Source organism: Neisseria basseii (assembly GCF_962707005.1).
Lineage (GTDB): Bacteria > Pseudomonadota > Gammaproteobacteria > Burkholderiales > Neisseriaceae > Neisseria > Neisseria bergeri.
Genome location: NZ_CAUIXH010000009.1, coordinates 39087 through 63973, shown reverse-complemented (window position 1 = coordinate 63973; position 24887 = coordinate 39087). Strand labels below are relative to the sequence as shown.

Here is a 24887-nt window from a genome sequence, read left to right as displayed (position 1 = left end):
TCGGCATCCTGTTCGGAAAAGACATCAAAAATTGACAAATTGTTTGCAATTATACATCACTCTCAGGACGCTATGCCGTCTGAAGCCCGTGTTCCGACAGATACGCAACGATTTCATCTTCGTCGTCCGATATGGAGAACAAAGAGGCTGCCTCTTCGGAAATCAGACCGCGCGCCAAAAGCTGCGCGTTCACCCACTCCGCCAAGCCCGACCAAAACGCCTTTCCAACCAAAACAACCGGATGCGGCGGCACTTTGCCCGTCTGCACCAAGGTCAGGATTTCAAACAATTCGTCCAGCGTCCCGAAGCCGCCCGGCATCACGACATATGCTTGGGAATAGCGGAAAAACACCGCCTTGCGTTCGGCAAAACGGGAAAACCGCAAGGCGATGTCCTGATACGGATTCGGCTTCTGCTCGTGCGGCAGGACGATGTTCAGCCCCACCGAAACCGATTTTCCGGCAAACGCGCCTTTGTTTGCCGCCTCCATAATCCCCGGCCCGCCGCCCGAAATGACGGCAATGCCCGAATCCGACAGCCGCCTCGCCAGACGGCAGGCGAACACATAATCCGCATGATTCTGCGGCGTGCGCGCGCTGCCGAAAATACTGACTGCCGGAAACACGCCCGCCAACGCCTCTTCCGCCTGCCGCCGTTCCGCTTCGTAACGCGCCTGTTCCGGCACGCGGTTTACATTCTCCATTCCGTCCTCCGTTCAAAAACGGCGATTGTACCCCCTCAAAAACGTATAGTGGATTAACAAAAATCAGGACAAGGCGACGAAGCCGCAGACAGTACAAATAGTACGGAACCGATTCACTTGGTGCTTCAGCACCTTAGAGAATCGTTCTCTTTGAGCTAAGGCGAGGTAACGCTGTACTGGTTTTTGTTAATCCACTATAACGCAAACACCGCAAAGACGCGCCAACCCTCCCCCAACCTTTTTCAGACGGCATTTTCGGTAATCTGCTAAAATCGCCCGCTTGAGTTTCCACAGAAAAATCCGAAAAATGAATATTTTTTACGAAGAGTCCGGCCAGTTCAAAGTTGCCGCCGTCGTCCAAAAAAACGATGCCACCTACCAAGTCGATACCCAACACGGCAAGCGCACCAAAGTGAAGGCAAACAATGTCTTTGTCGAGTTTGACGGCGATATGGCGGCATTTTTGGAGAACGCGCAGGCACAGGCGGCGGACATCGACACCAATTTATTGTGGGAAGTATGCGGCGAAGAGGAGTTTACCGCCGAAGCCATTGCCGAAGAATATTACGGTCATGCGCCGACCAAAACCGAGCTGGCGGCGACTTTGATTGCGCTGTACGCCGCGCCGGTGTATTTCTACAAAAAAGCCAAAGGCGTGTTCAAAGCCGCGCCCGAAGAAACTTTGAAACAAGCGCTTGCCGCCATCGAACGCAAAAAACAGCAAGACGCGCAAATCGACGCTTGGGCGGAAGCCTTGAAACGCGGCGAGATGCCGTCTGAAATCGCGGCGGATTTGAAAACCATCTTACACGCGCCCGACAAACAGTCGCTGACCTACAAAGCCTTTACCAAAGCCGCCGACGCGCTGAAAACCTCTGCCTACGAATTGGCGAAAAAAACGGGCGGTATTACGTCCATCCCCCAATACCTGCAAGACGGGTTTGAAATCAAATACTTCCCCAAAGGAACAGGTTTCCCCGATCTTCCGCTTCCTGAAATGCCCGACCTGCCCAAGGCCGACGTTACCGCCTTTTCCATCGACGACGAATCAACCACCGAAGTGGACGATGCCTTGAGCCTGACCGACTTGGGCAACGGCATGAAACGCGTCGGCATCCACATCGCCGCGCCGTCGCTTGCCGTTAAACCGGGCGACAAAATGGCAAAAAACATCATGGAACGCTTGAGCACGGTTTATTTCCCCGGCGGCAAAATCACCATGCTGCCCGAAAACTGGATTGCCGCGTTCAGCCTTGATGCAGGCGCGTACCGCCCTGCCGTCAGCATTTATTTCGATGTGGACAGCGAGTTCAACGTCGGCGCACCAACCTGCAAAATCGAAGCGGTCAACATCGCCGAAAACCTGCGCATTCAAACCATCGAGCCGAATTTCAACGCCGAAATCGGCTTGGACGAAGCCGGCGAAATGATGTTTGCCCACCATCAAGACCTGATTTGGTTCTATCAATTCGCCATCGCCCTGCAAAAAGCGCGCGGCAAATACGAACCCGACCATGCGCCGCAATACGATTACAGCATCGAATTGGATGAGAAAGGCAACGTATCCGTCGTCCGCCGCGAACGCGGTTCACCCATCGATACGCTGGTCAGCGAGATGATGATTCTTGCCAACAGCACTTGGGCGCAAATGCTGGACGAAAACGAGCTGCCCGGCCTTTTCCGCGTCCAACCGGCAGGCAAAGTGCGCATGAGCACCAAATCCGAGCCGCACATCGGCATGGGCGTGCAGCATTACGGCTGGTTTACCTCGCCGCTGCGCCGCGCCGCCGACTACATCAACCAAAAGCAGCTGATCAGCCTGATCGACGACACTGCCGAGCCGCTGTATCAAAACAGCGATGCCGAGCTTTTCGCCGCCCTGCGCGACTTCGATGCCGCCTATACAGCCTACGCCGACTTCCAACGCCAAATGGAAGCCTACTGGAGCCTGGTTTACCTGCAACAGCAAGGCATCAGCGAACTGACCGCGACGATTCTGAAAGAAGACCTCGTCCGCATCGAGGGGCTGCCGCTGGTAACGCGCGCGACAGGTATTCCGTTTGACGCGCTGCCTAAATCGCAGGCATTATTCAAAATCACTGAATTGGATGCCGAGAAGCAGTTTGTCTCGCTCAACTACATCAAGGCAGTCGCACCCGCGGGTACAACGGCAGGCAATGCCGTCTGAAGCCGTGATGCGGCAAACTCCGGCAAAAACAGAAACCCAAATCTCATCATTCCCACAGTCGGGAATCCGGTTTTTTGGGTTTCCGTTGTTTTTGCGTTTCAGTGAACTTCCAAACCGCCATTCCCGATAAATACCCGCAATCTAAAATCCCGTCATTCCCGCGAAAGCGGAAATCCGGCTCGTTCGGTTTCAGTTTTTTGGTTTCGGGCAACTTCTGAATCGTCGTTCCCACGCAGGTGGGAATCCAGATTCTTCGGTACAGAAACTTATCGGATAAAACGGTTTCTTTAGATTCTACGTCCTAGATTCCCGCCTGTGCGGGAATGACGGCATAGGGGTTTCTGTTTTCCCGATAAATGACCACAACCCAAAATCCCGTCATTCTCGTAAAAGCGTGAATCCGGTTCGTTTGGTTTCGTTTTTTTTTTGAGTTTCGTGTAACTTCTGAATCGTCATTCCCGCGAAAGCGGGAATCCAGACCTTTAAACTCCAGCCATTCCCGATAAATTCCTGTTACTTTTCGTTTCTAGATTCCCGCTTTTGCGGGAATGACGATGGAAAGATTGTTGTTGTGTCGGATAACGCTGTGATTTTGAATGACCGGACTCCCGCCTGCGCGGAAATAACGGCGGAGAGATGATTGTGATTTCGGATAACGCCGTGATTTTGAAATTTTGAAATGACAAGATAGGTATTTTCCATTTCCGTCATATCTGCCGATTTCATGCGTCAAAATGCCGTCTGAAGCCTGTTCCAGGTTTCAGACGGCATTGCCTGCACGCTTACCGTTTAATAAGCGTATGTTTTACCGCTAAATATTTAGAGACACTTACCATTCGAAATTGACACCGGCGTGATAAGCCGCACCGCCGCTGGGTGCAAAGGCAAATCCTGCTTTTGTTGCAAATTTTTCGTTGTAACGGTAACCGACACCGACGGCAAATGCGGATTGCGACTGATAGCCGCCTACAGCGGCGGTAACGTTTGCCTTGCCGACAGAGTAGGGTTGGAATAAACCGCTTAACGCGGCTTGTGCCGCCAAACCGCGTTTCAGTTTTTTGTTTTCAGCATCTGCCGTTTTTCCGTCATTTGTTGCAACAACCGAAGTCTCATTAGAATTTGTTGCAACAACCGTAGTCTCATTAGAATTCGTCGCTGCAAGCGAGTAATTAGAAATTACCCCCCCCCCCCGCGATTACCAGCAGGGAAAGCACTGATGGTGCCAATAATTTTTTCATCATTAAAATTCCTATGTTTAATATAATACAAAGCGTGAAATTACGATTAATCCGCCATTTTCCAACTTATGCGGAAAATATGCTTCCCAACCGTAAGCCTGCATTGTAAAACAATAACATTCAATTACTGAATAATTTTCGCAGATTCAAGGAAAAAATCCTGATTCCTTACTTCTGCCTTCTTTGTTTCATCATTCCCCGGCAGGCGCGGATTTGGTTTTTGCGTTTCAGTTGCTTTTAGGTTTCAGGCAACTTTTAAATCGTCATTCCTGATAAATACCCGCAATCTAAAATCCCGTCATTCCTGCGCAGATGGGAATCTAGGTTTGTCCGCACGGAAACCGATATGCCGTCATTCCCGCGAAGGCGGGAATCCAGACCCTTCGGCACAGAAACTTATCGGATAAAACGGTTTCTTTAGATTCTACGTCCTAGATTCCCGCTTTCGCAGGAATGACGAATGACGGTGTAAAAGTAACTCGAAATCCAAAAGCCATACCGCCCGGATTTTTACCGATCGGTATGGCTTTGGGATTCAAACCGCCTTAGCGGATGTCGACATACGCGCCGGAATGCAGGTCGCGCAACAGGTTGACGGTTGCCTGTTCTGCCTTCTGTTGGAAGATGTATTGGCGCACGGCGTTGCGGACGCGTTCTTGCGGCGTGCCGGCCTCGCGTACTTCGTTCAGCTTGATGATGTGCCAGCCGAACTGGGTGCGTACGGGCGCGCTGACTTGGCCGGGTTTGAGGCTGCGGACGGCTTCTTCAAAGGCGGGAACCATCACGCCGTCGGCAAACCAGCCCAAATCGCCGCCGTTGCCCGCGCTTGCGTCTTGGGAATATCGGCGTGCCAAACCTGCGAAATCCGTGCCGCTGTGGGCCTCTCCGTAGATTTTGCGGATGGTGCTTTCTGCACCAACGGCGGCGTTTTCGCTGTCGGCCTTAATCAGGATGTGTTGGGCGCGGTATTGGCGCATCGGCTCGCCTTCGGGCAGGGTGATGCCTTGTTTTTGCGCCTGCTCGAGGAAGGCATCAATTTCAGCTTCGCTCACGCGGCTGTTTTGCATCACTGCCTGCTGGCGGACTTTTTCGGCAATAATGTTGTCGGCAAGCTCGCGGCGTTGGGCGGGGCTGAGGTTTTTGAGAGCGGGATTTTGTGCGGCGACGGCGGCAATTTCTGCCTCACTTGCCTGAATGTTGCGGCGTTTGCCCGCCTGTACGATCAGGGATTGGTTGACCAGCTGCATCAGTACTTGTTCGGTCAATGCCGTATCGCTGATTTGTACGCCTTTGGGCAGGTTTGCCTTGGCATCGGCAACAGCCTGTGCCAGCCTGCGGCGTGTGATGACTTCGTTGTCGGCAACGGCGGCGATGCCGTCTGAAAAGTGTATGCCGCCTTCCTGTTGGGCGGCTTCTTGGCGTGCCGTCTCCGCCGACTTGGCGGCTTTGGCGGCAGGTGCGGGTTTTGCCGCACGGGGTACCGCTTGGCTGTAGGACGCGCTCAGCAGTGCGGCAGCTATCATCAGGGTTTTTATCTTCATCGATATTTCCTTATCGGTTGGATTCCGCAATTGGGTTCGGCGGAATCGGGGTTGTTCGTCGGACGGCAGGTTCGTTGAAACAGGACGGGGATTCGGTCTGTTTACGGCTGCGTTTTGCGCCTGCCTGAAAGGTCCAGATTCGGGATATAGCCGGGTACGGCAATGTCCATCGTGCCTTTGGGCACCCTGCCGATATTGCTCAAGTCTTTTAATTGCAGGGTAAGGAAGACGGCGTTTTTGTAGGTGTTCTCTCCGGTAACGTAACGTTGCGCATACATGCCGGCACTCCAGCAGCCGCAACTGCTCCGATATTCGGCACCCGCCAGCATTTCTATCGGTTTTTTGGCTTCAAAACCGTAGTTGTAGCGGACGACGGCAGACAGGTTGCGCGTCAGCGGCCATTGTGCGGACAGGTCGAGCTGGCTGAGTTTGTCGTAAAAATAGGAACCGTCGGACTTCAGGTAGATTTTTTCGTTGCGCCCGTATTTGTAACGGGCGTTCAGCACTTTGCCCTGTGCGGGACGGTAGCTTGCGCCGACGGCGTAGTTCTCGGCGCGTTTGTCGTTTTGGTTGTAGTGGATGCTGCTGTCGAGGATGAAGCGGCTGCCGATGCCGCCGGAGGCGAATGCCACCCAGTCGGAACGGCTGCGCGGGTTCTTGCCGACGCTGCCGTCAAGCATCACCGCATCATCCTTGAAATAGAATTTCTGACCAATGCCGGCGCGGAAACGCTCCTCCCCCGTCGCGCCGTCCAAAATACGGCTCTGCACGGCGGCGGAAAGGCTGTTGGCGGCGTTGATGCGGTCGTTGCCGTAATAGAGGTTTTCGCGGAAGAGCTGCCCGTAGCCGAAACTGCTTTCCGACGAATCGAAATTAGGCAGGTCGTTTTGGGGTTTGGCAGGAATGTAGTTGTAGAACAGGCGCGGCTCGAGGGTTTGCAGGACTCCGCCGCCGAACATCCGCGTATTGCGTTCGAAGGTCATGCCGCTGTCGATATTGACGACGGGCAGAGTGCGGCTGACGCGTCGGGCTTCTTGGCTGCCGAAGCGGTTGAGGCTGTAATAGGTGGCGTGCAGTCCGAGTTTGGGACGGACGTAGCCCCAGCTGTTGCTGAAATCCCATTTGATGTCGGGATAGACGACGAGGCGGCTGCCGTCTTGGCGGCTGTCGTGGCTGAAGCGGGTAAATTGTGCGGATACGCCGATTTGCGCCCTGCCTGCGTTTTTATGCCAATCAGCGAAAAGGCGCGGCATCAGGGCATACGGTTTGTCTTTGTAACCGTTTTGGTTGGCCAGCGTCTGATATTTCTGCACCGACAGACCGCCGTTCAGACTGCCGCCAGCCGCTCTGCCGCTATAATCCAGCCATACGCGGCGGTTGAGGTTGACGTTGCCGGCGATTTCTTCGCTGCCGTAAAAGTCGCGGTAGTAGCCGCTATCGGAGACTTGGTTGAAATCGACACCCGCCTGAAGTGTGTCAGAAATATCGTGCCGGTGCTGCCATTTTGCCTGATAGCGGTTGTTCCTGCCGCTTTTCTTGTCGTGCGGCAGCCAGGCCAGGTCGGCCTGTCCGCTGTAATCGGGACGCAGGTAACGGATTTGTCCGTCAAACATCGCGCCGCGTTCGCCGATAATGCCGGGGGCGAAGGTGGCATCGAAGTTGGGGGCAAGGTTGAAATAATAGGGAACGGAAAGGGAAATGCCGTCTGAACCGGTGGACAGGGAGGGAACGAGCAGACCGCTTTTGCGGTTGCCGTCAAGCGGGAAGTCCGCCCAAGGGGTGTAGAAAATAGGAACGCCGCCGAACACGAAGGCGGCGTGTTTGGCAACGCCTATGCCTTTTTCCCGATCGGCTTCGACAGAGGCTGCCTTGACATACCAGCCGGCATCGCCGGCGGAACAGGTGTTGAATTGGGTTTCCGTCAGTTTGTAATGCCCTTCGCCCAACATTTCGGCGGTGCGGCTGACACTTTGCAGCCGCCGTCCGCCTTGTTCGGTTTCCATGCGGACGTTGTGCGCTTCGCCGGTCTGCTGCTCGAGATTGTAGGTCAGGGTTTCGCCCCGAATCAGCGTACCGTCCTGTTGGAGGGCGAACCGATCACCTACGGTAACGGTGTCGCCCGACTGGTCGTAATCCGCCCAATCGGCATTGAGGGTCGTCCGGTTGCGTTCGACGACGACGTTGCCTTCGGCACGCACCTGCACCTGCGACTGTCCTTCCATCCTGTCGGCAACAATGCGCGTATAGTCTTCGGGGACGGATGCTTCGCCGCTGCCTTTGACGGCGGCTTCGGCTCTCTCGGGGCTGCCGCTTTCGTTACTGCAAAACAGGCAGGTCGAGCCGAGGGTCAAATCGGAAGTTTGTGCGGATTCGGACGCGCCCTGCGCGCCGCCTTCTGCGACACGCCCGTCCGCCTCTTCCGCCGCAACGGTATCGGCGGCGCAATGCGTGCCGAAGCAGAGGCCCAATGCCAGCACCAGTGGTTTGAGTGAAAATAAACGAGCCAAAATTGCCCCTCAGGTCGGTTTGCCAGTTAGAATAGCGTTTATTGTAACCTGAAATGCTTTAGTACTGTTATGCAACGACAAATCGAACTGAAAAATTGGCTTCAGACCGTCTATCCCGAACGGGACTTCGATCTGACTTTTGCGGCGGCGGATGCGGATTTCCGCCGCTATTTCCGTGCAACGTTTTCAGACGGCAGCAGTGTCGTCTGCATGGATGCGCCGCCCGACAAGATGAGTGTCGCACCTTATTTGAAAGTGCAGAAACTGTTTGACATGGTCAATGTACCGCAGGTATTGCACGCGGACACGGATTTGGGGTTTGTGGTATTGAACGACTTGGGCAATACGACGTTTTTAACCGCGATGCTTCAGGAGCCGTGCGAAGCGGCACACAAAGCCCTGCTGCTGGAGGCAATCGGCGAGTTGGTCGAATTGCAGAAGGCAAGCCGTGAAGGGGTTTTGCCCGAATATGACCGTGAAACGATGCTGCGTGAAATCAACCTGTTCCCGGAATGGTTTGTCGCAAAAGAATTGGGGCGCGAATTAACATTCAAACAACGCCAACTTTGGCAGCAGACCGTCGATACGCTGCTGCTGCCCCTGTTGGCGCAGCCCAAAGTCTATGTGCACCGCGACTTTATCGTCCGCAACCTGATGCTGACGCGCGGCAGGCCGGGTGTTTTAGACTTTCAAGACGCGCTTTACGGCCCGATTTCCTACGATTTGGTGTCGCTGTTGCGCGATGCCTTTATCGAATGGGAAGAAGAATTTGTTTTGGATTTGGTTATCCGCTACTGGGAAAAGGCGCGGGCTGCCGGCCTGCCCGTCCCCGAGGCGTTTGACGAGTTTTACCGCTGGTTCGAATGGATGGGCGTTCAGCGGCACTTGAAGGTTGCAGGCATCTTCGCGCGCCTGTACTACCGCGACGGCAAAGACAAATACCGTCCCGAAATTCCGCGTTTCTTAAACTATCTGCGCCGCGTATCGCGCCGTTATGCCGAACTCGCCCCGCTCTACGCGCTGCTGGTCGATTTGGTCGGCGATGAAGAACTGGAAACGGGCTTTACGTTCTAAGAAACAGCCCTCCGAACGCTTGAAACTAAAAATGCCGTCTGAACCTGAAATCGGGTTCAGACGGCATTTTTCAGATAGGCTTACTGCGCGGCTTTTTGTTCTTCGCGCACTTTGTCCGCCAAAAGGTCGATGGTGTGCATACCGGACTCCCAGTCGGCAAATTCGACTTTATATTTGCCGCCGACGATAACCGTGGGCGTACCGTCGATTTGGAAGGTTTCGGTCAGCTCCTGCATTTTGTCGGCGCGCGCCTGGCTTTCGGGGGATTCGTAGGCGGCAAGGACTTTTTTGCCGTCAAAGGCGGTTTGTTCGCCCAGCCATTTTTTGAGGACTTCCGGCTCTTGCAGCTTGATTTTTTGGTTGACCATCGCATCGAAAATATGGCTGTTCGCCACATCTTTGCTGTCGGCGGCAGCCATATCGACAGCGGCGGCGAGGCGTGCCAGCGGCAGCATTTCTTTCTGCCAGACGACGTGCTCGGTACGCAGGTACATATCGTCTTTAAAAGACTTGGCGTGTTTGCTCAAAACCGGTTCGAGGTGGGCGCAGTGCGGACAGAAGTAGCCGAAAAATTCGAGCACTTCGACTTTGCCTGCCTGCTGTTGCGGAATCGGGTTGGCAAGGACGGTGTAGTTTTGCCCTTCGACCAGCCCTGCCGGGGCGGCGGCTGCCGAAACGGCAGGCGCGCTGTCGGCGGGGACGCTGGTTTGGACCTTGCTGTCGCACGCGGCAAGGGCGAACAGGGCGGCAAGGGCGAGGTGTCTGGATTTCATACGGCTCTCCGTGATGTTGGAAATAAATCGGATATTGGTATTTTATTGCATTTCCGCGTGTTGATACAGTTTGCCGCCGGAAAAGGAAGCTTTCGTTTCGGGAAACCGCTTCAGACGGCATCAAACCCGATGCCGTCTGAAGCGGTTTCTGTCGTACAATACGCGCCGTTGCCCCAAACGGGTACGACTGTTGAGGAACAATGATGAATATGCTGGGAGCTTTGGCAAAAGTCGGCAGCCTGACGATGGTGTCGCGCGTTTTGGGATTTGTGCGCGATACGGTCATTGCGCGCTCATTCGGCGCGGGTATGGCGACGGATGCGTTTTTTGTCGCGTTCAAACTGCCCAACCTGCTTCGCCGCGTGTTTGCGGAGGGGGCGTTTGCCCAAGCGTTTGTGCCGATTTTGGCGGAATATAAGGAAACGCGTTCTAAAGAGGCGACGGAGGCTTTTGTCCGCCACGTTGCAGGGATGCTGTCGTTTGTGCTGGTCATCGTTACCGCGCTGGGCATACTTGCCGCACCTTGGGTGATTTATGTTTCCGCACCCGGTTTTGCCAAAGACGCGGACAAGTTCCAACTTTCCATCAGCCTGCTGCGGATTACGTTTCCTTATATCTTATTGATTTCTTTGTCTTCATTTGTCGGTTCGATACTCAATTCTTATCATAAGTTCGGCATTCCTGCGTTTACGCCCACGTTCCTGAACGTGTCGTTTATCGTATTCGCGCTGTTTTTCGTGCCGTATTTCGATCCGCCCGTTACCGCGCTGGCGTGGGCGGTTTTTGTCGGCGGTATTTTGCAGCTCGGCTTTCAGCTCCCTTGGCTGGCGAAACTGGGTTTTTTGAAACTGCCCAAACTGAATTTCAAAGATGCGGCGGTCAACCGCGTCATAAAACAGATGGCTCCTGCGATTTTGGGCGTGAGCGTGGCGCAGATTTCTTTGGTTATCAACACGATTTTCGCGTCTTATCTGCAATCGGGCAGCGTTTCATGGATGTATTACGCCGACCGCATGATGGAGCTGCCTAGCGGCGTGCTGGGGGCGGCACTCGGTACGATTTTGCTGCCGACTTTGTCCAAACACTCGGCAAACCAAGATACGGAACAGTTTTCCGCCCTGCTCGACTGGGGTTTGCGCCTGTGCATGCTGCTGACGCTGCCGGCGGCGGTCGGTCTGGCGGTGTTGTCGTTCCCGTTGGTGGCAACGCTGTTTATGTACCGAGAATTCACACTGTTTGACGCGCAGATGACGCAACACGCGCTGATTGCCTATTCTTTCGGTTTAATCGGTTTGATCATGATTAAAGTGTTGGCACCCGGCTTCTATGCGCGGCAAAACATCAAAACGCCCGTCAAAATCGCCGTGTTCACGCTCATCTGCACGCAGTTGATGAACCTTGCCTTTATCGGCCCACTGAAACACGTCGGACTTTCGCTTGCCATCGGTCTGGGCGCGTGCATCAATGCCGGATTGTTGTTCTTCCTGTTACGCAGACACGGCATTTACCGGCCCGGCAAGGGTTGGGCGGCGTTCTTGGCGAAAATGCTGCTCGCGCTCGCCGTGATGTGCGGCGGACTGTGGGCGGCGCAGGCTTACCTGCCGTTTGAATGGGCGCACGCCGGCGGAATGCGGAAAGCGGGGCAGCTCTGCATCCTGATTGCCGTCGGCGGCGGACTGTATTTCGCATCTCTGGCGGCTTTGGGCTTCCGTCCGCGCCATTTCAAACGCGTGGAAAACTGACCGTGCGCCGCCTTTTGCCGGAAAACGCTTTTTCCGCGCCTATATTCGGGCGCGCATCCCCCGCGTCCGCACCGGACGGACGGACTGCCGCATCATCAATGCCGTCTGAAAACAGAAAAACCGATACCTTATGATTCTGACACCGCCGGACACACCGTTTTTCCTCCGCAACGGCAATGCCGACACGATTGCCGCCAAATTCCTGCAACGCCCCGCGCCCGCATACCGCCGCGAGCTGCTTCCCGACAGCACGGGTAAAACCAAAACCGCCTACGACTTTTCAGACGGCATTTCGCCCGATGCGCCACTGGTCGTGCTGTTTCACGGTTTGGAAGGAAGCAGCCGCAGCCATTACGCGGTCGAACTGATGCTCGCGGTACGCAGCCGCGGTTGGCACGGCGCAGTCGTCCATTTCCGCAGCTGCGGCGGCATTGCCAACACCGCCCCGGTGTTCTACCACTTGGGCGATACCGCCGAAATCGCCTTTGCTTTGGACACGCTTGCCGCGCGTTACCGTGAAATATACGCTGTCGGCGTATCGCTGGGCGGCAACGCGCTGGCAAAATATTTGGGCGAACAGGGCAAAAACGCGCTGCCGCAAGCCGCCGCCGTCATCTCCGCCCCCGTCGATGCAGAGGCGGCAGGCAGACGCTTCGACAGCGGCATCACGCGGCTGCTCTACACGCGCTACTTCCTCCGCACCCTGATACCCAAAGCAAAGTCGCTCCAAGGTTTTCAGACGGCATTTGCCGCAGGGTGCAAAACACTGGGTGAGTTTGACGACCGCTTCACCGCACCGCTGCACGGCTTTGCTGACCGGCACGACTACTACCGCCAAACTTCCTGCAAACCGCTGCTCAAACACGTTGCCAAACCGCTGCTGCTGCTCAACGCCGCCAACGACCCCTTCCTGCCGCCCGAAGCGCTGCCGACACCGGACGAAGTGTCCGAAGCCGTTACCCTGTTCCAGCCGGCACACGGCGGACACGCCGGCTTTGTCAGCAGCACCGGCGGCAGGCTGCACCTGCAATGGCTGCCGCAGATCGTCCTGTCCTATTTCGACAGCTTCCGCACAAACAGGCGTTAACGGTTTGATGCTAATATTCCTCCTTTCCCCAGACGAATACGGAACCCGACATGACCGACATCCTCAATAAAATCCTTGCCACCAAAGCACAGGAAGTTGCCGCTCAAAAAGCCGCCGTCAACGCCGAACACATCCGCGCACTTGCCGCAGAAGCCGCGCCCGTCCGTAGCTTCATCGATTCGATACGCGGCAAACACCGCCTAAACCTGCCCGCCGTCATTGCCGAAATCAAAAAGGCAAGCCCGAGCAAAGGCCTGATCCGTCCGGACTTCCGACCGGCCGAGATTGCACGCGCATATGAAAACGCCGGAGCGGCGTGTTTGTCCGTACTGACCGACGAACCCTATTTCCAAGGTTCGCCCGAATACCTCAAACAGGCGCGCGAAGCCGTATCGCTGCCCGTGCTGCGCAAAGACTTCATCATCGACGAATATCAGGTTTATCAGGCGCGCGCATGGGGGGCGGATGCCGTCTTGCTGATTGCCGCAGCACTGGAACAGGAACAATTGGAACGCTTTGAGGCGGTGGCGCACGAATTGAGCATGACCGTCCTGCTCGAGCTGCACAATGAAACCGAATTGGAAAAATGCCGCAACCTGACCACGCCGTTGTGGGGCGTAAACAACCGCAACCTGAGGACTTTTGAAGTCTCCCTCGACCAAACCCTGTCGCTGCTACCCGCGCTGGAAGGCAAAACCGTCGTAACCGAAAGCGGCATTACGGGTAAGGCGGATGTGGAATTTATGCAATCGCGCGGCGTGCACACCTTCCTGATCGGCGAAACGTTTATGCGTGCCGACGATATTGAAGCAGAAGTGGGCAAACTCTTCTAAATCCCGATTTCAGACGGCATATTGCCGCCGACCGATCAACATCCTTACCGAGCACGGAACCATCATGCACCGACCGACCGCCAAACAGATTTTGCACGAAGTATTCGGTTATCCCGAATTTCGCGGCAAGCAGGAGGCTATCGTCAATGCTTTGGCCGGCGGCGAGAGTTTGATGGTGCTGATGCCGACGGGCGGGGGCAAGTCTTTGTGTTACCAGATTCCGGCGCTGATGCGCGAAGGCGTGGCGGTTGTCGTATCACCGCTGATTGCGCTGATGAACGACCAAGTGGCCAGCCTGCATGTGGCCGGGATTGAAGCGGCGGCAGTCAACAGCAGCACATCGGCAGACGGGGCGCGCGAGATTGCCGACAAGCTTGCCCAAGGCCGTCTGAAACTGCTTTATGTTGCGCCGGAACGCTTGGTTACCGACCGCTTTTTGCGTTTTCTCGACCAACAAACCGTCAGCCTGTTTGCCATTGACGAAGCGCATTGCGTCAGCCAATGGGGACACGATTTCCGCCCCGAATACCGACAGCTCGGCATCCTTGCCGACCGCTATCCCCAAGTGCCGCGCATCGCCCTGACCGCCACCGCCGATGCCGCCACACGCGCCGACATCAAGCACTATCTGCATTTGGACGACGCGCCCGAATTTGTCTCCAGCTTCGACCGTCCGAACATCTATTATCAGGTTATCGAAAAAAACAACGGCAAAAAACAACTGCTTGAATTTATCCGCAAAGAAATGACAGGGCAAAGCGGCATTGTGTATTGCCTAAGCCGCAAAAAGGTTGAAGATGTGGCGCGGTTTTTGCGTGAAAACGGATTAAACGCGATTCCGTATCACGCCGGTTTGGGTATGGACGTGCGCGAGGAAAACCAACGCCGCTTTACGCGTGAAGACAATATTATCGTGGTGGCGACCGTGGCGTTCGGTATGGGCATAGACAAACCCGACGTGCGCTTTGTCGCCCATCTCGATATGCCCCAGAGTGTCGAACATTTCTATCAGGAATCGGGGCGCGCCGGCCGGGACGGGCTGCCTGCCGCGAGCTGGCTGTGTTACGGTTTGAACGATTGGGTGTTGCTGCGCGAACGCATCGCCGAAGGCAACAGCGGCGAAGTGCAAAAGCAAATCGAAATGCAAAAACTCGATGCCATGCTTGCCGTCTGCGAAACCGCCGCCTGCCGCCGCGTGCTGCTGCTCAAACATTTCGACGAAGCATCCGAACCCTGCGGCCATTGCGACAACTGCCTGCATCCGCCCGTACGGTTTGACGGCACGGTGTTGGTGCAAAAACTCCTAAGCTGCGTGTACCGCGCCGGACAACGTTTTGCCGCCGGTTACATCACCAACCTTTTGCGCGGCAAAAGCGACGATTGGATACGCGGCAACCGGCACGAACAACTGTCCACATTCGGCATCGGTACGGAGTTGTCCGACAAAGAATGGCGCAGCGTCATCCGCCAGTGCATCAGCCTCGGCTACCTCACCGTCAACATTACCCGATATCAGGCATTGCAACTGACCGAAGCCGCCAAAAAAGTCCTCAAAGGCGAAACCGAAGTGATGCTGCGTCCGCTCAAGCGCGACAAGCCCACCGTCCGCACCCTCAAAGACAACTGGCTGCGTACCGAACGCGAAGAACGCCTGTGGCAGGCATTGCGCGTCTGGCGTATGAAACAGGCTGAAGCCGAAGGCATCCCCGCCTATATGATTTTCGGCGACAAAACCCTGCGCGACCTTGTCGAAAAAATGCCGCAAGACCTCAACGGTCTGCGCGACATCTACGGCTTGGGCGAAGCCAAAACCGACCGTTTCGGACACGGCATCCTCGAAGTCTGCCGCAACGCCGCCGGCTTCAGCCGCGACGCGGTCATCCGTCCTCAAACCGAACGCGAACAGCAACTGCGCCAAAAACTCGAAGCCTGGCGGTATAAACGGGCAAGGGCGGAAAACTGCGCCCTGCATGCCGTCCTCTCCGACGAAAGCCTTGCCGATATGCTTGCCGCCACGCCCGAAACCGAAACCGACCTCGAAGGCGTGCACGGCTTGGGCAGCGTACGCGCCGCCAAATACGGACGGGACATCCTCGCCGTCTGCCGTCCGTTTTCAGACGGCATCGATGAAACCGCCAAACGCAAACGCCGCCTGATGCGCGCCCTGATTCAATGGTGCAACGAAACGGCAAAACACGAACAGTCCGAATCCTACCGCATTCTCAGCAAAGCCGCCCTGCGCGCCATTGCCGCCAAACAGCCGGAAGGTTTGGCGGAACTTGCCGCCGTATATGGCGTAGGCGAAGAAAAAGCCGCACGTTACGGTGCGGCGGTGTTGGCGGTGTTGGGACAAAATGCCGTCTGAAGCCCGTTACCAAGTTTCAGACGGCATTGCCCCTATTTAAAAATTCCTGTTTTTATCAAATATTTCAAACAGTTTTTCCTTGTCAGCACAAGACCCCTCCGGTATCAGGTCCAATATCGTTTCCAACGCCTCGGCAATATCTTCCCGTTCTACCGTGTCGATAAAGTGTTTTTTGTCCATTTTGTTGAAACCTCCGGTATAGGCTTTGACCGCCTCTGCCAGCCCCCCTCCTATGTTTTCAGGCGGATTGCCGAGCAGTTTGACCACGCCGGCACGGGTTTTCCGGTACAGCTCCGCCGCTTTTTTGGCTTGGCTTTTCGGGATATGCTCCGCGCCGTCCCAATCGCGGAAGGGGTTGTCGAAATTTTGCGCCAGCCATTCGGGTTTTCGGGCTTTTTCTATCCACAGGTCCAGCCCGTCTTCCTTCCGTTTCTTATAAAGTTTCTTCACTGCCTTCGCCGCCTCTTCGGGCAGGCTGCTCATCCACAGCCTGTGCAGCTTCGGCAGCCGGTCGGGATGCGGGATGTCGTCCGCGCCGAAACCGAACAAATCTACGGTAGTGAACACTTCCAAATCCTCAAATCCCGATACGGCGGAAAAATTGGCGATATTGCCCGGTTTGCCCCACAGCCGTATGGTTTTGAGCTTGGGATACGTTTCCGACAGGTTTTGCATATCGAAATCGGCAATGCCCATAACGTTGACGGCGGTCAGGTTTTCCAAACCCCGCACTTTGGGAACGCTTTTGCCCACTTCTAAAATCAGACCCGCGCCCTTTTCGGCGGTACAGACCTTGCAGTTTTCCTTGATTTCGCCTTTTAGGTTCAGGCTGTCCAAGCCTTCGTTCAGATAAAGCGATTCCACGCCGGTCATATCGACAGAAAGGTCGGTTATGCGCGTATTGCTGAAATCCAGCACGGTCTGACCGTGGTTTTCCAGACACAATCGGGTGATAAACGGATATTCCTCCAGATATTCATATAGATTTTTATGCCATTTGGTCAGAAACAGCGAAGACAGGCAGGGAAACGCCTTCAGTTCCATCGCGTCTTCAAAATCGTCCCAAACATCGCTCAAATTCTGTTTGGATATGCCGTATTCCCGTCCGGCAAACATCACGGTCTTTTTGCTTTTGGCGGCTTTTTTGAATGCCTTTCTCTGTTTTTCGGGTATCTGCTGCCATCTCAACTGACGGTACACGTCGTAGCCGTCGCCCCAAAAAGAGGCATACCGCTGCGTGTCTTCGCCGCACAGCGGCGCGGTATTCCCAACCCGTACATATCCCGTTGGCACGACGGCACTTGCCTTATACATGTGCAGACCGCGTTCCCAATACATAAAGTCTTTGTAAAGCGGTTTCAAATCCGCCAACTCCGCTGCCCCAAGCGGTTTGTTGCCCTGCCAGTCCAAAGCCAGCAGGGTCGCATGTGTTTTTTTGCCACCGCGTTCTTCAACTCGGGTAACCTGGCAGGCAGTGTACTGCTTCAGTCTGATGTTATAGACGCAATATACGTCTCCGGCATCGGCATACATCGGCATTTCCTTTATTTCTATCGGTTTTCACAGACAGATGCCGTCTGAAACTTGGAAACGGCTTCAGACGGCTTCAGACGGCATCTGCACATCATCTTATCTAGTACAGCCCCTAAATTTTTATTCATGGAGATTTTCATTTATTAAAAATTCGGGTAAGTTTTTAAACAAAAAAAATTCATCTCCCCAATTAATCATATTCAACACTGATTGGGAAAAAATTAGCCGAAACCCGATTTCATCATCATCAAGATATAGTTTTCTCATTTCCAATAGGTCTTCATCTTTAAGGAAACCAAAAAAATCAAAATCGGTTAAATCGAATATTTTAAGCTCTCCATAACTACCTAAAGATACGTTTTCAGCTTCCTTGTTGATTTCATAAGACAGATTCGGTTCGCTGCCATTACACTTAAATAAAACAGGGATCCCTTCCAAATCAAACTGTATTTCATCGGGACGTTGGACATCAATATCAAGATCCGTTTCGTCATATATGAAGAAAAGCCCCTTTACTGATAAAGTCCTTCCATTTAACTCATTCATTTATTTATCCTTATCCCTTCTTTTACTGATGGATTAGTTAAGCCATTCTTCGGAAAAAACTGCACCACGTTCTCCCCTTGCGGCAGCATCAGTTTTTTCACGGCGTGTCCGTACACTGTTTCCAGCGTAATACTCAAACCGCCTTCCCGTTCAAATATTGTCCCGACACACGAACGCGCGGCGTTTTCATCGTTCCACGCCATCGCCCGCCAGATGCCCAGCGTGTCCATATCCGCCCAAAACGTTTCCGCCTTTTTGTAATCCAACACCAGCTTCGCCGTATCGGTAACGGGGTCGTAAAAGCCGTTTTCAGCAAGCATATCGCCCAAGTCGTGCATATCGGGAAACATCACGCTGCGGTTCTCAATACCGTTTTCTTTCAGACGGCATTTCAGTTCCGCCAAGGTATCCCGCCCGAAGCAGGTGAAAAAAAGCAGCCCGTCCGTCTTCAGCGCGCGCGCCCAGTTGTGCAGCACAGGAAGGATTTGTTCCGCCGCCAACAGTCCGAGATTCGACCACAACATATCGGCACACGCTTCGGGCAGCGGCGCGGTCGGGGATTGGCAGTGTTGCACCACGCCCTTACCCGTAAACCTTTGCCAAAAACCGCCTTTGCGGGCGGCAGCCGCCGCCGCCAAAAAATCCGTACGGGAATCGTACTCTTCAAATACCGCCTGCGGATAGCGTTTCACCAGCAGGCTGCGGCTGATGTCCGCATCCGCCCCGGCAAGCAGGATATGCTTGGGCGCATTGCGGACGAGTGTCAGCCGTTGGTCGGCATGTTCGGCAAGATGGCGGTGAACCTGCCAGCATTTGTCCTTCGGATTCATGTCAAACCCCTTCGACAAAGTCGCGGTACAGCGCGGCAAACGCTTCCGCGTGGCTCAAAAACGGCGCATGCGCCGCCTTTTCCATCACAACCAGCCTGCTGCCCTTCAAACGGCGGTGCAGATATTCACCCATGCGCGGCGGCGTAATCGCGTCTTTGCCGCCGAACACCAGCAGTACCGGAACATCTATCTTGTCCAACAAATGCCGCGCATCCGCCCTTTCCGCCGCGTCCAAAGCTTCCTGTAAGGCAGAGGGTGTGCCGCAGCGCGCCAAATCGGGCAGGATTCTGCCGATGATTTCGGCGGCATCAGGCGTGTGCAGAAGCTGGAGTTGTAGAAACTGTTTGATATGTTTGGCATAATCCGTTCGAAACGCGCCGACCATTTTGCCCAATGCAGGCGCGGCAAGCCCTTCGGGATAGTCTTCGTCAGCCGTCAGTCGAGCGAAACTCGCCGTCAGGCAGAGCGAACGGACTTTGTCAGGATGGCGGGCCGCCAGATACAGCGCAACCAATCCGCCGAGCGACCAGCCGAGAATGTCGGCGGGCGTATCGATTTGTGCGGCAACAGCGTCGGCGGCTGCCTCAATATCGAAGGGTTGCACAAAGGGCGCGTCGCCGTGTCCGGGCAAATCGGGCGCGCACACCGCCCATTCCGCAGGCAGACGGGGCATCAGGTCGTCGAACACATGGCGGTTCGCCCCCCAACCGTGTATCAGGTAAACTTTTTTGACGGCATCAGGCATGGATTTTCTCTCTTGTTGGCGGCGCATCGCAGACGCGACCGCAGTCAGACACTGCGTATTATGCCACGATTCATCAGACGTTTCAGACGGCATCTGCGCCGGCTGCGCGGCGGATTTGGCGGCATACCGCACCGACGCGGCAAACAGCTGCCCCCTGTGTTTCAGACACGTTCAAGGCGGCGCGGTATGCGGCGCGTGCCAGAAAAAACCGCCCGCATTCGACCGGATGTGGGCATCGCTGCATTACGAACCGCCCGTCAGCAATATGATACGCGCGCTGAAGCACTTGGCTGATTTGGGCATGGTGCAGCCGCTGGCAGACCTGATGATGCAGAATCCGCCCGACCGGCTTTCAGACGAATGTTTCGATTTCGTCCTGCCCGTTCCGCTAAGCAAGGAGCGGCTGCTGCAACGCGGGTTCAACCAAAGCGAGAGCATCGTCGGGTTGTTGGCGCAACGCTACGGTTGGCGCACACTACCGCGGCACACCGTATTCCGACACCACCGCCCGCCGCAAAGCACGCTCAAAGGCGGCGAACGGCGGCGAAACATCAAAAACGCCTTTGAAATCTGCACACCGCCGCCGAAAAACTGTAATATTTTGTTAATCGACGATGTCTTTACCACCGGCGCGACGCTGGGCGAGCTGGCAAAGACGCTGAAAAAATCGGGCGCGAACCGAATCTGCTGCTGGACGCTGGCACGCACGCCAATGAAAAAATAACTAAATTTTTTGACACCCCATCCGCCTTGTGGCAAGGTTACGCGCCTATAAGTGATTGATATTTATGTTTACCATCGTTTTATACCAACCGGAAATCCCCCCGAACACGGGCAACATCATCCGCCTGTGCGCCAATACCGGCGCGGATTTGCACCTGATCAAGCCGCTCGGCTTCCCATTGGATTCCGCCAAAATGAAACGCGCCGGGCTCGACTACCACGAGTTCGCCAGCCTGACGGTGCACGAAAACTTCGACGACTGCCTCAAGGCACTCGCAGGCAGGCGCATTTTCGCCCTGACCACCAAAGGCACGGCGCGCCCCGATGAAACCGCGTTTCAAAAAGGCGACGTTTTACTGTTCGGGCCGGAAACGCGCGGACTGCCTGCCGACATCCTCGACAGCCTGCCCGCCGCGCAAAAAATCCGCCTGCCGATGCAGCCCGGCAGCCGGAGTATGAACCTTTCCAACACCGTCGCCGTGATTCTCTTTGAAGCGTGGCGGCAACACGGTTACGCAGGCGGCGTATGACGACAACCTTACCGTCTGAAAACCTATCCAGACACATTCCGAACTGCCATCCGCACTGTGCGGCGGTTCGGAATGCGTCCGTAGGGCATAATGCCCATTCGTCTTCAACTCAAGAACGGAACACGTTTTGACTTTAACCCGAAAAACCCTTTTCCTCCTCACCGCCGCATTCGGCACACATTCCTTTCAGACGGCATCCGCCGACGCAGTGGTCAAGGCAGAAAAACTGCACGCCTCCGCCAACCGCAGCTACAAAGTCGCCGGAAAACGCTACACGCCGAAAAACCAAGTTGCCGAATTCACGCAAACCGGCAACGCCTCATGGTACGGCGGCAGGTTTCACGGGCGCAAAACTTCCGGCGGGGACCGCTACGATATGAACGCCTTTACCGCCGCCCACAAAACCCTGCCCATCCCCAGCTATGTGCGCGTAACCAACACCAAAAACGGCAAAAGCGTCATCGTCCGCGTCAACGACCGCGGCCCCTTCCACGGCAACCGCATCATCGACGTATCCAAAGCCGCCGCGCAAAAATTGGGCTTTGTCAGCCAAGGGACGGCGCACGTCAAAATCGAACAAATCGTCCCGGGCCAATCCGCACCGGTTGCCGAAAACAAAGACATCTTTATCGACTTGAAATCCTTCGGTACGGAACACGAAGCACAAGCCTATCTGAACCAAGCCGCCCAAAACTTCGCCGCTTCATCATCGGGTACGAACCTCTCGGTTGAAAAACGCCGTTACGAATACGTCGTCAAAATGGGTCCGTTTGCCTCGCAGGAACGCGCCGCCGAGGCCGAAGCTCAGGCGCGCGGTATGGTTCGGGCGGTACTGACCGCCGGTTGACGGTTATTTGATACCTTATTAATATCCCCATTTTCCAACCCCCGATTTACAAAGGCAGAATATGGACTTCAAACACCTTCTCTTGACCGCCGCCGCAACCGCACTGCTGGGCATTTCCGCCACCGCACTCGCCCACCACGACGGACACGGCGATGACGACCACGGACACGCCGCACACCAACACGACAAACAAGACAAAATCATCAGCCGCGCCCAAGCCGAAAAAGCAGCTTGGGCGCGTGTCGGCGGCAAAATCACCGACATCGATCTCGAACACGACGACGGCCGTCCGCACTATGATGTCGAAATCGTCAAAAACGGACAGGAATACAAAGTCGTTGTCGATGCCCGTACCGGTCGCGTGATTTCCTCCCGCCGCGACGACTGAATTTGATACAATCCGTGCCGTCTGAAGCCCGAACCGGTTTCAGACGGCATTTTGCACCCGACACTTCAGGATTCGGCACACATGATCAGCAGACTGACCGGCAAACTGGTTGAAAAAAACCCTCCGCAAATCGTCATCGATGTCAACGGTGTCGGCTATGAGGCCGACGTATCCATGCAGACCTTCTACAACCTGCCGCCCGTGGGTGAAAGCGTACAACTGTTTACCCAGCTTATCATTCGGGAAGACGCACACCTGCTCTTCGGTTTTGCCACTGCGGAAGAACGCAAGACCTTCCGCCAACTGATTAAAGTCGGTGGCATCGGCGCGAAAACGGCTTTGGGCATTTTGTCGGCGATGACGGCAGACGAGCTGGCGCGGGCGGTGGCCGAAGAAGACGTGAAACGCCTCTCCTCCGCCCCGGGAATCGGCAAAAAAACCGCCGAACGCATGGTCTTGGAACTGCGCGGCAAGCTGGTCGCGCATACGGTAACGGACGGGCTGTTTGCCGCCGCACCCGCCGCCGACGAAACGGAAGACATCGTCAGCACGCTGCTTGCGCTGGGTTACAGCGAACGCGAGGCAAAAGCGGCGGTCAAAGGCATTCCGAAGGGGACGGATGTGGGCGAAGGCGTGCGCCTTGCCTTAAAAAACCTGCTGAAATAATGCCGTCTGAAGGCGGCGCGGCGTTTGCCCTGCCGAAACCCTGCGTTTCCGCCCCGCGCTGTCTTCCCGACGGCTTTTCCCGTAAAATGGCGTTATTGTCCTTCCTTTCAGACGGCATTGTGTTTGATGCCGTCTGAAACTGTTTTACCGAAATCGAAAACAATGTTGAGCAAAATATTTTCTTGGTTCGAATCCCGAATCGACCCCTATCCCGAAGCCGCCCCGAAAACGCCTGAAAAAGGACTGTGGCGGTTTATCTGGAGCAACATCAGGGGTTTGCGCAAATGGATTGCCGTTTTGGCGGCATTTACCGCAGGCATCGGCATCATGGAAGCCCTGCTGTTTCAATTTATGGGCAAAGTCGTGGACTGGCTCGGCAAATACACGCCCGCGACCCTGTTTGCCGAAAAAGGCTGGGCTTTGGCGGCGATGGCGGCGATGATGGTGTTTTTCGCCCTCTGGACCTTCCTCGCGTCCAACGTGCGCCTGCAAACCCTACAAGGCGTGTTCCCCATGCGCCTGCGCTGGAACTTCCATCGCCTGATGCTGGGACAGAGCCTCGGCTTCTATCAGGACGAATTTGCAGGACGCGTGTCCGCCAAAGTCATGCAGACCGCACTGGCACTACGCGACGTGGTGATGACGGTTGCCGACATGGTCGTGTATGTGCTGGTGTATTTCATCACGTCCGGCGTGATTCTGATTTCGTTCGACGGCTGGCTGCTGCTGCCCTTTATCGGCTGGATGATTGGATTCGCCCTGATTATGCGTTTCCTGATTCCCAAGCTCGGCAAAACCGCCGCGCGTCAGGCGGATGCGCGCTCGCTAATGACCGGCCGCATTACCGATGCCTATTCCAACATCACCACCGTCAAACTCTTCTCCCACGGCGCGCGCGAAGCGGCCTACGCCAGGCAGTCGATGGAAGAATTTATGGTGACGGTACACGCCCAAATGCGTTTGGCGACGCTTCTGCACACCTGCAGCTTCATCGTCAACAGCTCGCTGACCGCCGGTACGACCGCTCTGGGCATCTGGCTTTGGTATCACGGGCAAGTCGGTGTCGGCGCGGTTGCTACTGCCACCGCGATGGCGTTGCGCGTCAACGGTTTGTCGCAATACATCATGTGGGAATCCGCCCGATTGTTTGAAAACATCGGCACCGTCGGCGACGGCATGGCAACCCTGTCCAAACCGCACACCATCCTCGACAAGCCGAACGCCCTGCCGTTGAAAGTGTCGCAAGGCGAAATCAAGTTCGAACACGTCGATTTTTGCTACGAAGCAGGTAAACCGCTGCTCAATGGCTTCAACCTGACCATCCGCCCAGGCGAAAAAGTCGGCTTGATCGGACGCAGCGGCGCGGGCAAATCCACCATCGTCAACCTGCTCCTGCGCTTCTACGAACCGCAAAGCGGCACGATTTCGATCGACGGACAAACCGTGGACAGTGTAACCCAAGAAAGCCTGCGCGCCCAAATCGGTTTGGTCACGCAAGACACCTCGCTGCTGCACCGTTCCGTGCGCGACAACATCGTTTACGGCCGCCCCGATGCAACTGATGCCGAAATGATTTCCGCCGCCGAACGCGCCGAAGCCGCTGATTTCATCCCCAACCTTTCCGACGCCAAAGGGCGGCGCGGCTATGATGCGCACGTCGGCGAACGCGGCGTGAAACTCTCCGGCGGCCAACGCCAGCGTATCGCCATCGCCCGCGTCATGCTCAAAGATGCGCCGATTCTGCTGCTCGATGAAGCCACCAGCGCGCTCGACTCCGAAGTCGAAGCCGCCATCCAAGAAAGTCTTGACAAAATGATGGACGGCAAAACCGTCATCGCCATCGCCCACCGCCTCTCCACTATCGCCGCGATGGACAGGCTCATCGTCTTGGACAAAGGCCGCATCATCGAAGAAGGCAGCCACACCGAGTTGCTCGAAAAACAAGGCCTGTACGCCAAACTTTGGGCACACCAAAGCGGAGGTTTCTTGAGTGAGCATGTCGAGTGGCAGCATGACTGAAACCTTATT

The 24887-nt window shown here is 55.4% G+C and carries 22 protein-coding genes; 13 read left to right on the top strand and 9 right to left on the bottom strand.

The features are described 5' to 3' along the window. Positions 1–70: 70 nt before the first annotated feature. Positions 71–703, bottom strand: a complete 633-nt coding sequence (locus Q9I99_RS06385; RefSeq protein ID WP_301667573.1) for an LOG family protein — start codon at positions 701–703, stop codon at positions 71–73. Between the two features lie 307 nt (positions 704–1010). Here Q9I99_RS06385 and Q9I99_RS06380 point away from each other — a divergent pair, with 307 nt between their 5' ends. Further along, positions 1011–2891 carry a ribonuclease catalytic domain-containing protein gene (locus Q9I99_RS06380; protein ID WP_301667572.1) on the top strand — a complete coding sequence of 627 codons (1881 nt, stop codon included), beginning with the start codon at positions 1011–1013 and terminating at the stop codon, positions 2889–2891. An 829-nt stretch (positions 2892–3720) separates the two neighbouring features. On the opposite strand, the gene Q9I99_RS06375 is transcribed toward Q9I99_RS06380, so the two are convergent. The 3 genes from Q9I99_RS06375 to Q9I99_RS06365 form a co-directional block, all read right to left on the bottom strand. After that, positions 3721–3933 carry a YadA C-terminal domain-containing protein gene (locus Q9I99_RS06375; RefSeq protein WP_301667571.1) on the bottom strand — a complete coding sequence of 71 codons (213 nt, stop codon included), beginning with the start codon at positions 3931–3933 and terminating at the stop codon, positions 3721–3723. A gap of 741 nt (positions 3934–4674) precedes the next feature. Beyond that, positions 4675–5670, bottom strand: a complete 996-nt coding sequence (locus Q9I99_RS06370) for a peptidylprolyl isomerase (protein ID WP_301667206.1) — start codon at positions 5668–5670, stop codon at positions 4675–4677. Between the two features lie 101 nt (positions 5671–5771). Continuing rightward, positions 5772–8177, bottom strand: a complete 2406-nt coding sequence (locus tag Q9I99_RS06365; RefSeq protein ID WP_301667207.1) for an LPS-assembly protein LptD — start codon at positions 8175–8177, stop codon at positions 5772–5774. 69 nt (positions 8178–8246) lie between these two features. Here Q9I99_RS06365 and amgK point away from each other — a divergent pair, with 69 nt between their 5' ends. Then, entirely contained in the window at positions 8247–9251 is a 1005-nt protein-coding gene (amgK, locus tag Q9I99_RS06360; RefSeq protein ID WP_301667208.1) for an N-acetylmuramate/N-acetylglucosamine kinase AmgK, read from the top strand. A gap of 80 nt (positions 9252–9331) precedes the next feature. On the opposite strand, the gene Q9I99_RS06355 is transcribed toward amgK, so the two are convergent. Beyond that, a complete protein-coding gene (locus tag Q9I99_RS06355) occupies positions 9332–10024 on the bottom strand; it encodes a thiol:disulfide interchange protein DsbA/DsbL (protein WP_301667209.1) in 693 nt (230 codons plus the stop codon). Between the two features lie 203 nt (positions 10025–10227). On the opposite strand from Q9I99_RS06355, the gene murJ reads away from it, so the two are divergent. From murJ to recQ, 4 genes are all read left to right on the top strand, one after another. After that, the gene (gene murJ, locus Q9I99_RS06350) at positions 10228–11766 is read left to right on the top strand and encodes a murein biosynthesis integral membrane protein MurJ (RefSeq protein ID WP_301667243.1); all 1539 of its coding nucleotides are present in this window, start codon (positions 10228–10230) and stop codon (positions 11764–11766) included. Between the two features lie 130 nt (positions 11767–11896). Continuing rightward, positions 11897–12853: a YheT family hydrolase gene (locus tag Q9I99_RS06345; RefSeq protein WP_301667210.1), complete on the top strand. Its 957-nt coding sequence runs from the start codon at positions 11897–11899 to the stop codon at positions 12851–12853. Between the two features lie 50 nt (positions 12854–12903). Next, positions 12904–13686 carry an indole-3-glycerol phosphate synthase TrpC gene (trpC, locus tag Q9I99_RS06340; RefSeq protein ID WP_301667211.1) on the top strand — a complete coding sequence of 261 codons (783 nt, stop codon included), beginning with the start codon at positions 12904–12906 and terminating at the stop codon, positions 13684–13686. A gap of 64 nt (positions 13687–13750) precedes the next feature. Beyond that, the gene (gene recQ / locus Q9I99_RS06335; RefSeq protein WP_301667212.1) at positions 13751–16051 is read left to right on the top strand and encodes a DNA helicase RecQ; all 2301 of its coding nucleotides are present in this window, start codon (positions 13751–13753) and stop codon (positions 16049–16051) included. A gap of 36 nt (positions 16052–16087) precedes the next feature. Here recQ and Q9I99_RS06330 read toward each other — a convergent pair whose 3' ends face one another. The 4 genes from Q9I99_RS06330 to bioH form a co-directional block, all read right to left on the bottom strand. Next, a complete protein-coding gene (locus Q9I99_RS06330) occupies positions 16088–17590 on the bottom strand; it encodes a gliding motility protein (RefSeq protein ID WP_301667213.1) in 1503 nt (500 codons plus the stop codon). Between the two features lie 114 nt (positions 17591–17704). Further along, positions 17705–18130 carry a hypothetical protein gene (locus Q9I99_RS06325; RefSeq protein ID WP_301667214.1) on the bottom strand — a complete coding sequence of 142 codons (426 nt, stop codon included), beginning with the start codon at positions 18128–18130 and terminating at the stop codon, positions 17705–17707. Next, entirely contained in the window at positions 18127–18960 is an 834-nt protein-coding gene (locus Q9I99_RS06320; protein WP_301667215.1) for a class I SAM-dependent methyltransferase, read from the bottom strand. The genes Q9I99_RS06325 and Q9I99_RS06320 overlap by 4 nt, the downstream gene beginning before the upstream one ends. Before the next feature lies 1 nt (position 18961). Continuing rightward, a complete protein-coding gene (bioH, locus tag Q9I99_RS06315; protein ID WP_301667216.1) occupies positions 18962–19705 on the bottom strand; it encodes a pimeloyl-ACP methyl ester esterase BioH in 744 nt (247 codons plus the stop codon). Between bioH and Q9I99_RS06310 the strand changes: the two genes are divergently transcribed. From Q9I99_RS06310 to Q9I99_RS06280, 7 genes are all read left to right on the top strand, one after another. Then, entirely contained in the window at positions 19704–20429 is a 726-nt protein-coding gene (locus tag Q9I99_RS06310) for a ComFC family protein (RefSeq protein WP_301667217.1), read from the top strand. The genes bioH and Q9I99_RS06310 overlap by 2 nt on opposite strands. 64 nt (positions 20430–20493) lie before the next feature. After that, complete coding sequence (trmL, locus tag Q9I99_RS06305; RefSeq protein WP_301667218.1) at positions 20494–20958, top strand: tRNA (uridine(34)/cytosine(34)/5-carboxymethylaminomethyluridine(34)-2'-O)-methyltransferase TrmL; 465 nt, start codon at positions 20494–20496, stop codon at positions 20956–20958. 127 nt (positions 20959–21085) lie between these two features. Next, positions 21086–21805: a septal ring lytic transglycosylase RlpA family protein gene (locus Q9I99_RS06300; RefSeq protein ID WP_301667219.1), complete on the top strand. Its 720-nt coding sequence runs from the start codon at positions 21086–21088 to the stop codon at positions 21803–21805. A 61-nt stretch (positions 21806–21866) separates the two neighbouring features. Beyond that, entirely contained in the window at positions 21867–22193 is a 327-nt protein-coding gene (locus Q9I99_RS06295) for a PepSY domain-containing protein (protein WP_301667220.1), read from the top strand. A gap of 81 nt (positions 22194–22274) precedes the next feature. Then, complete coding sequence (gene ruvA / locus Q9I99_RS06290; protein ID WP_301667221.1) at positions 22275–22859, top strand: Holliday junction branch migration protein RuvA; 585 nt, start codon at positions 22275–22277, stop codon at positions 22857–22859. Then, complete coding sequence (locus Q9I99_RS06285) at positions 22859–22996, top strand: hypothetical protein (protein ID WP_101115934.1); 138 nt, start codon at positions 22859–22861, stop codon at positions 22994–22996. Before ruvA ends, Q9I99_RS06285 begins: the two co-directional genes overlap by 1 nt. Before the next feature lie 25 nt (positions 22997–23021). Then, positions 23022–24878 (top strand): ABC transporter ATP-binding protein, encoded by a 1857-nt coding sequence (locus Q9I99_RS06280; RefSeq protein WP_301667244.1) that lies wholly within the window; start codon positions 23022–23024, stop codon positions 24876–24878. Positions 24879–24887 lie beyond the last annotated feature (9 nt).

Excerpts from the sequence above, each read along its gene's own strand:
- Q9I99_RS06385 (WP_301667573.1), bottom strand. The coding sequence starts at position 703 with ATGGAGAATGTAAACCGCGTGCCGGAACAGGCGCGTTACGAAGCGGAA.
- Q9I99_RS06380 (WP_301667572.1), top strand. The coding sequence starts at position 1,011 with ATGAATATTTTTTACGAAGAGTCCGGCCAGTTCAAAGTTGCCGCCGTC.
- Q9I99_RS06370 (WP_301667206.1), bottom strand. The coding sequence starts at position 5,670 with ATGAAGATAAAAACCCTGATGATAGCTGCCGCACTGCTGAGCGCGTCC.
- amgK (WP_301667208.1), top strand. The coding sequence starts at position 8,247 with ATGCAACGACAAATCGAACTGAAAAATTGGCTTCAGACCGTCTATCCC.
- Q9I99_RS06355 (WP_301667209.1), bottom strand. The coding sequence starts at position 10,024 with ATGAAATCCAGACACCTCGCCCTTGCCGCCCTGTTCGCCCTTGCCGCG.
- murJ (WP_301667243.1), top strand. The coding sequence starts at position 10,228 with ATGAATATGCTGGGAGCTTTGGCAAAAGTCGGCAGCCTGACGATGGTG.
- Q9I99_RS06345 (WP_301667210.1), top strand. The coding sequence starts at position 11,897 with ATGATTCTGACACCGCCGGACACACCGTTTTTCCTCCGCAACGGCAAT.
- trpC (WP_301667211.1), top strand. The coding sequence starts at position 12,904 with ATGACCGACATCCTCAATAAAATCCTTGCCACCAAAGCACAGGAAGTT.
- recQ (WP_301667212.1), top strand. The coding sequence starts at position 13,751 with ATGCACCGACCGACCGCCAAACAGATTTTGCACGAAGTATTCGGTTAT.
- Q9I99_RS06330 (WP_301667213.1), bottom strand. The coding sequence starts at position 17,590 with ATGCCGATGTATGCCGATGCCGGAGACGTATATTGCGTCTATAACATC.
- Q9I99_RS06325 (WP_301667214.1), bottom strand. The coding sequence starts at position 18,130 with ATGAATGAGTTAAATGGAAGGACTTTATCAGTAAAGGGGCTTTTCTTC.
- Q9I99_RS06320 (WP_301667215.1), bottom strand. The coding sequence starts at position 18,960 with ATGAATCCGAAGGACAAATGCTGGCAGGTTCACCGCCATCTTGCCGAA.
- Q9I99_RS06310 (WP_301667217.1), top strand. The coding sequence starts at position 19,704 with ATGGATTTTCTCTCTTGTTGGCGGCGCATCGCAGACGCGACCGCAGTC.
- bioH (WP_301667216.1), bottom strand. The coding sequence starts at position 19,705 with ATGCCTGATGCCGTCAAAAAAGTTTACCTGATACACGGTTGGGGGGCG.
- trmL (WP_301667218.1), top strand. The coding sequence starts at position 20,494 with ATGTTTACCATCGTTTTATACCAACCGGAAATCCCCCCGAACACGGGC.
- Q9I99_RS06295 (WP_301667220.1), top strand. The coding sequence starts at position 21,867 with ATGGACTTCAAACACCTTCTCTTGACCGCCGCCGCAACCGCACTGCTG.
- ruvA (WP_301667221.1), top strand. The coding sequence starts at position 22,275 with ATGATCAGCAGACTGACCGGCAAACTGGTTGAAAAAAACCCTCCGCAA.
- Q9I99_RS06285 (WP_101115934.1), top strand. The coding sequence starts at position 22,859 with ATGCCGTCTGAAGGCGGCGCGGCGTTTGCCCTGCCGAAACCCTGCGTT.
- Q9I99_RS06280 (WP_301667244.1), top strand. The coding sequence starts at position 23,022 with ATGTTGAGCAAAATATTTTCTTGGTTCGAATCCCGAATCGACCCCTAT.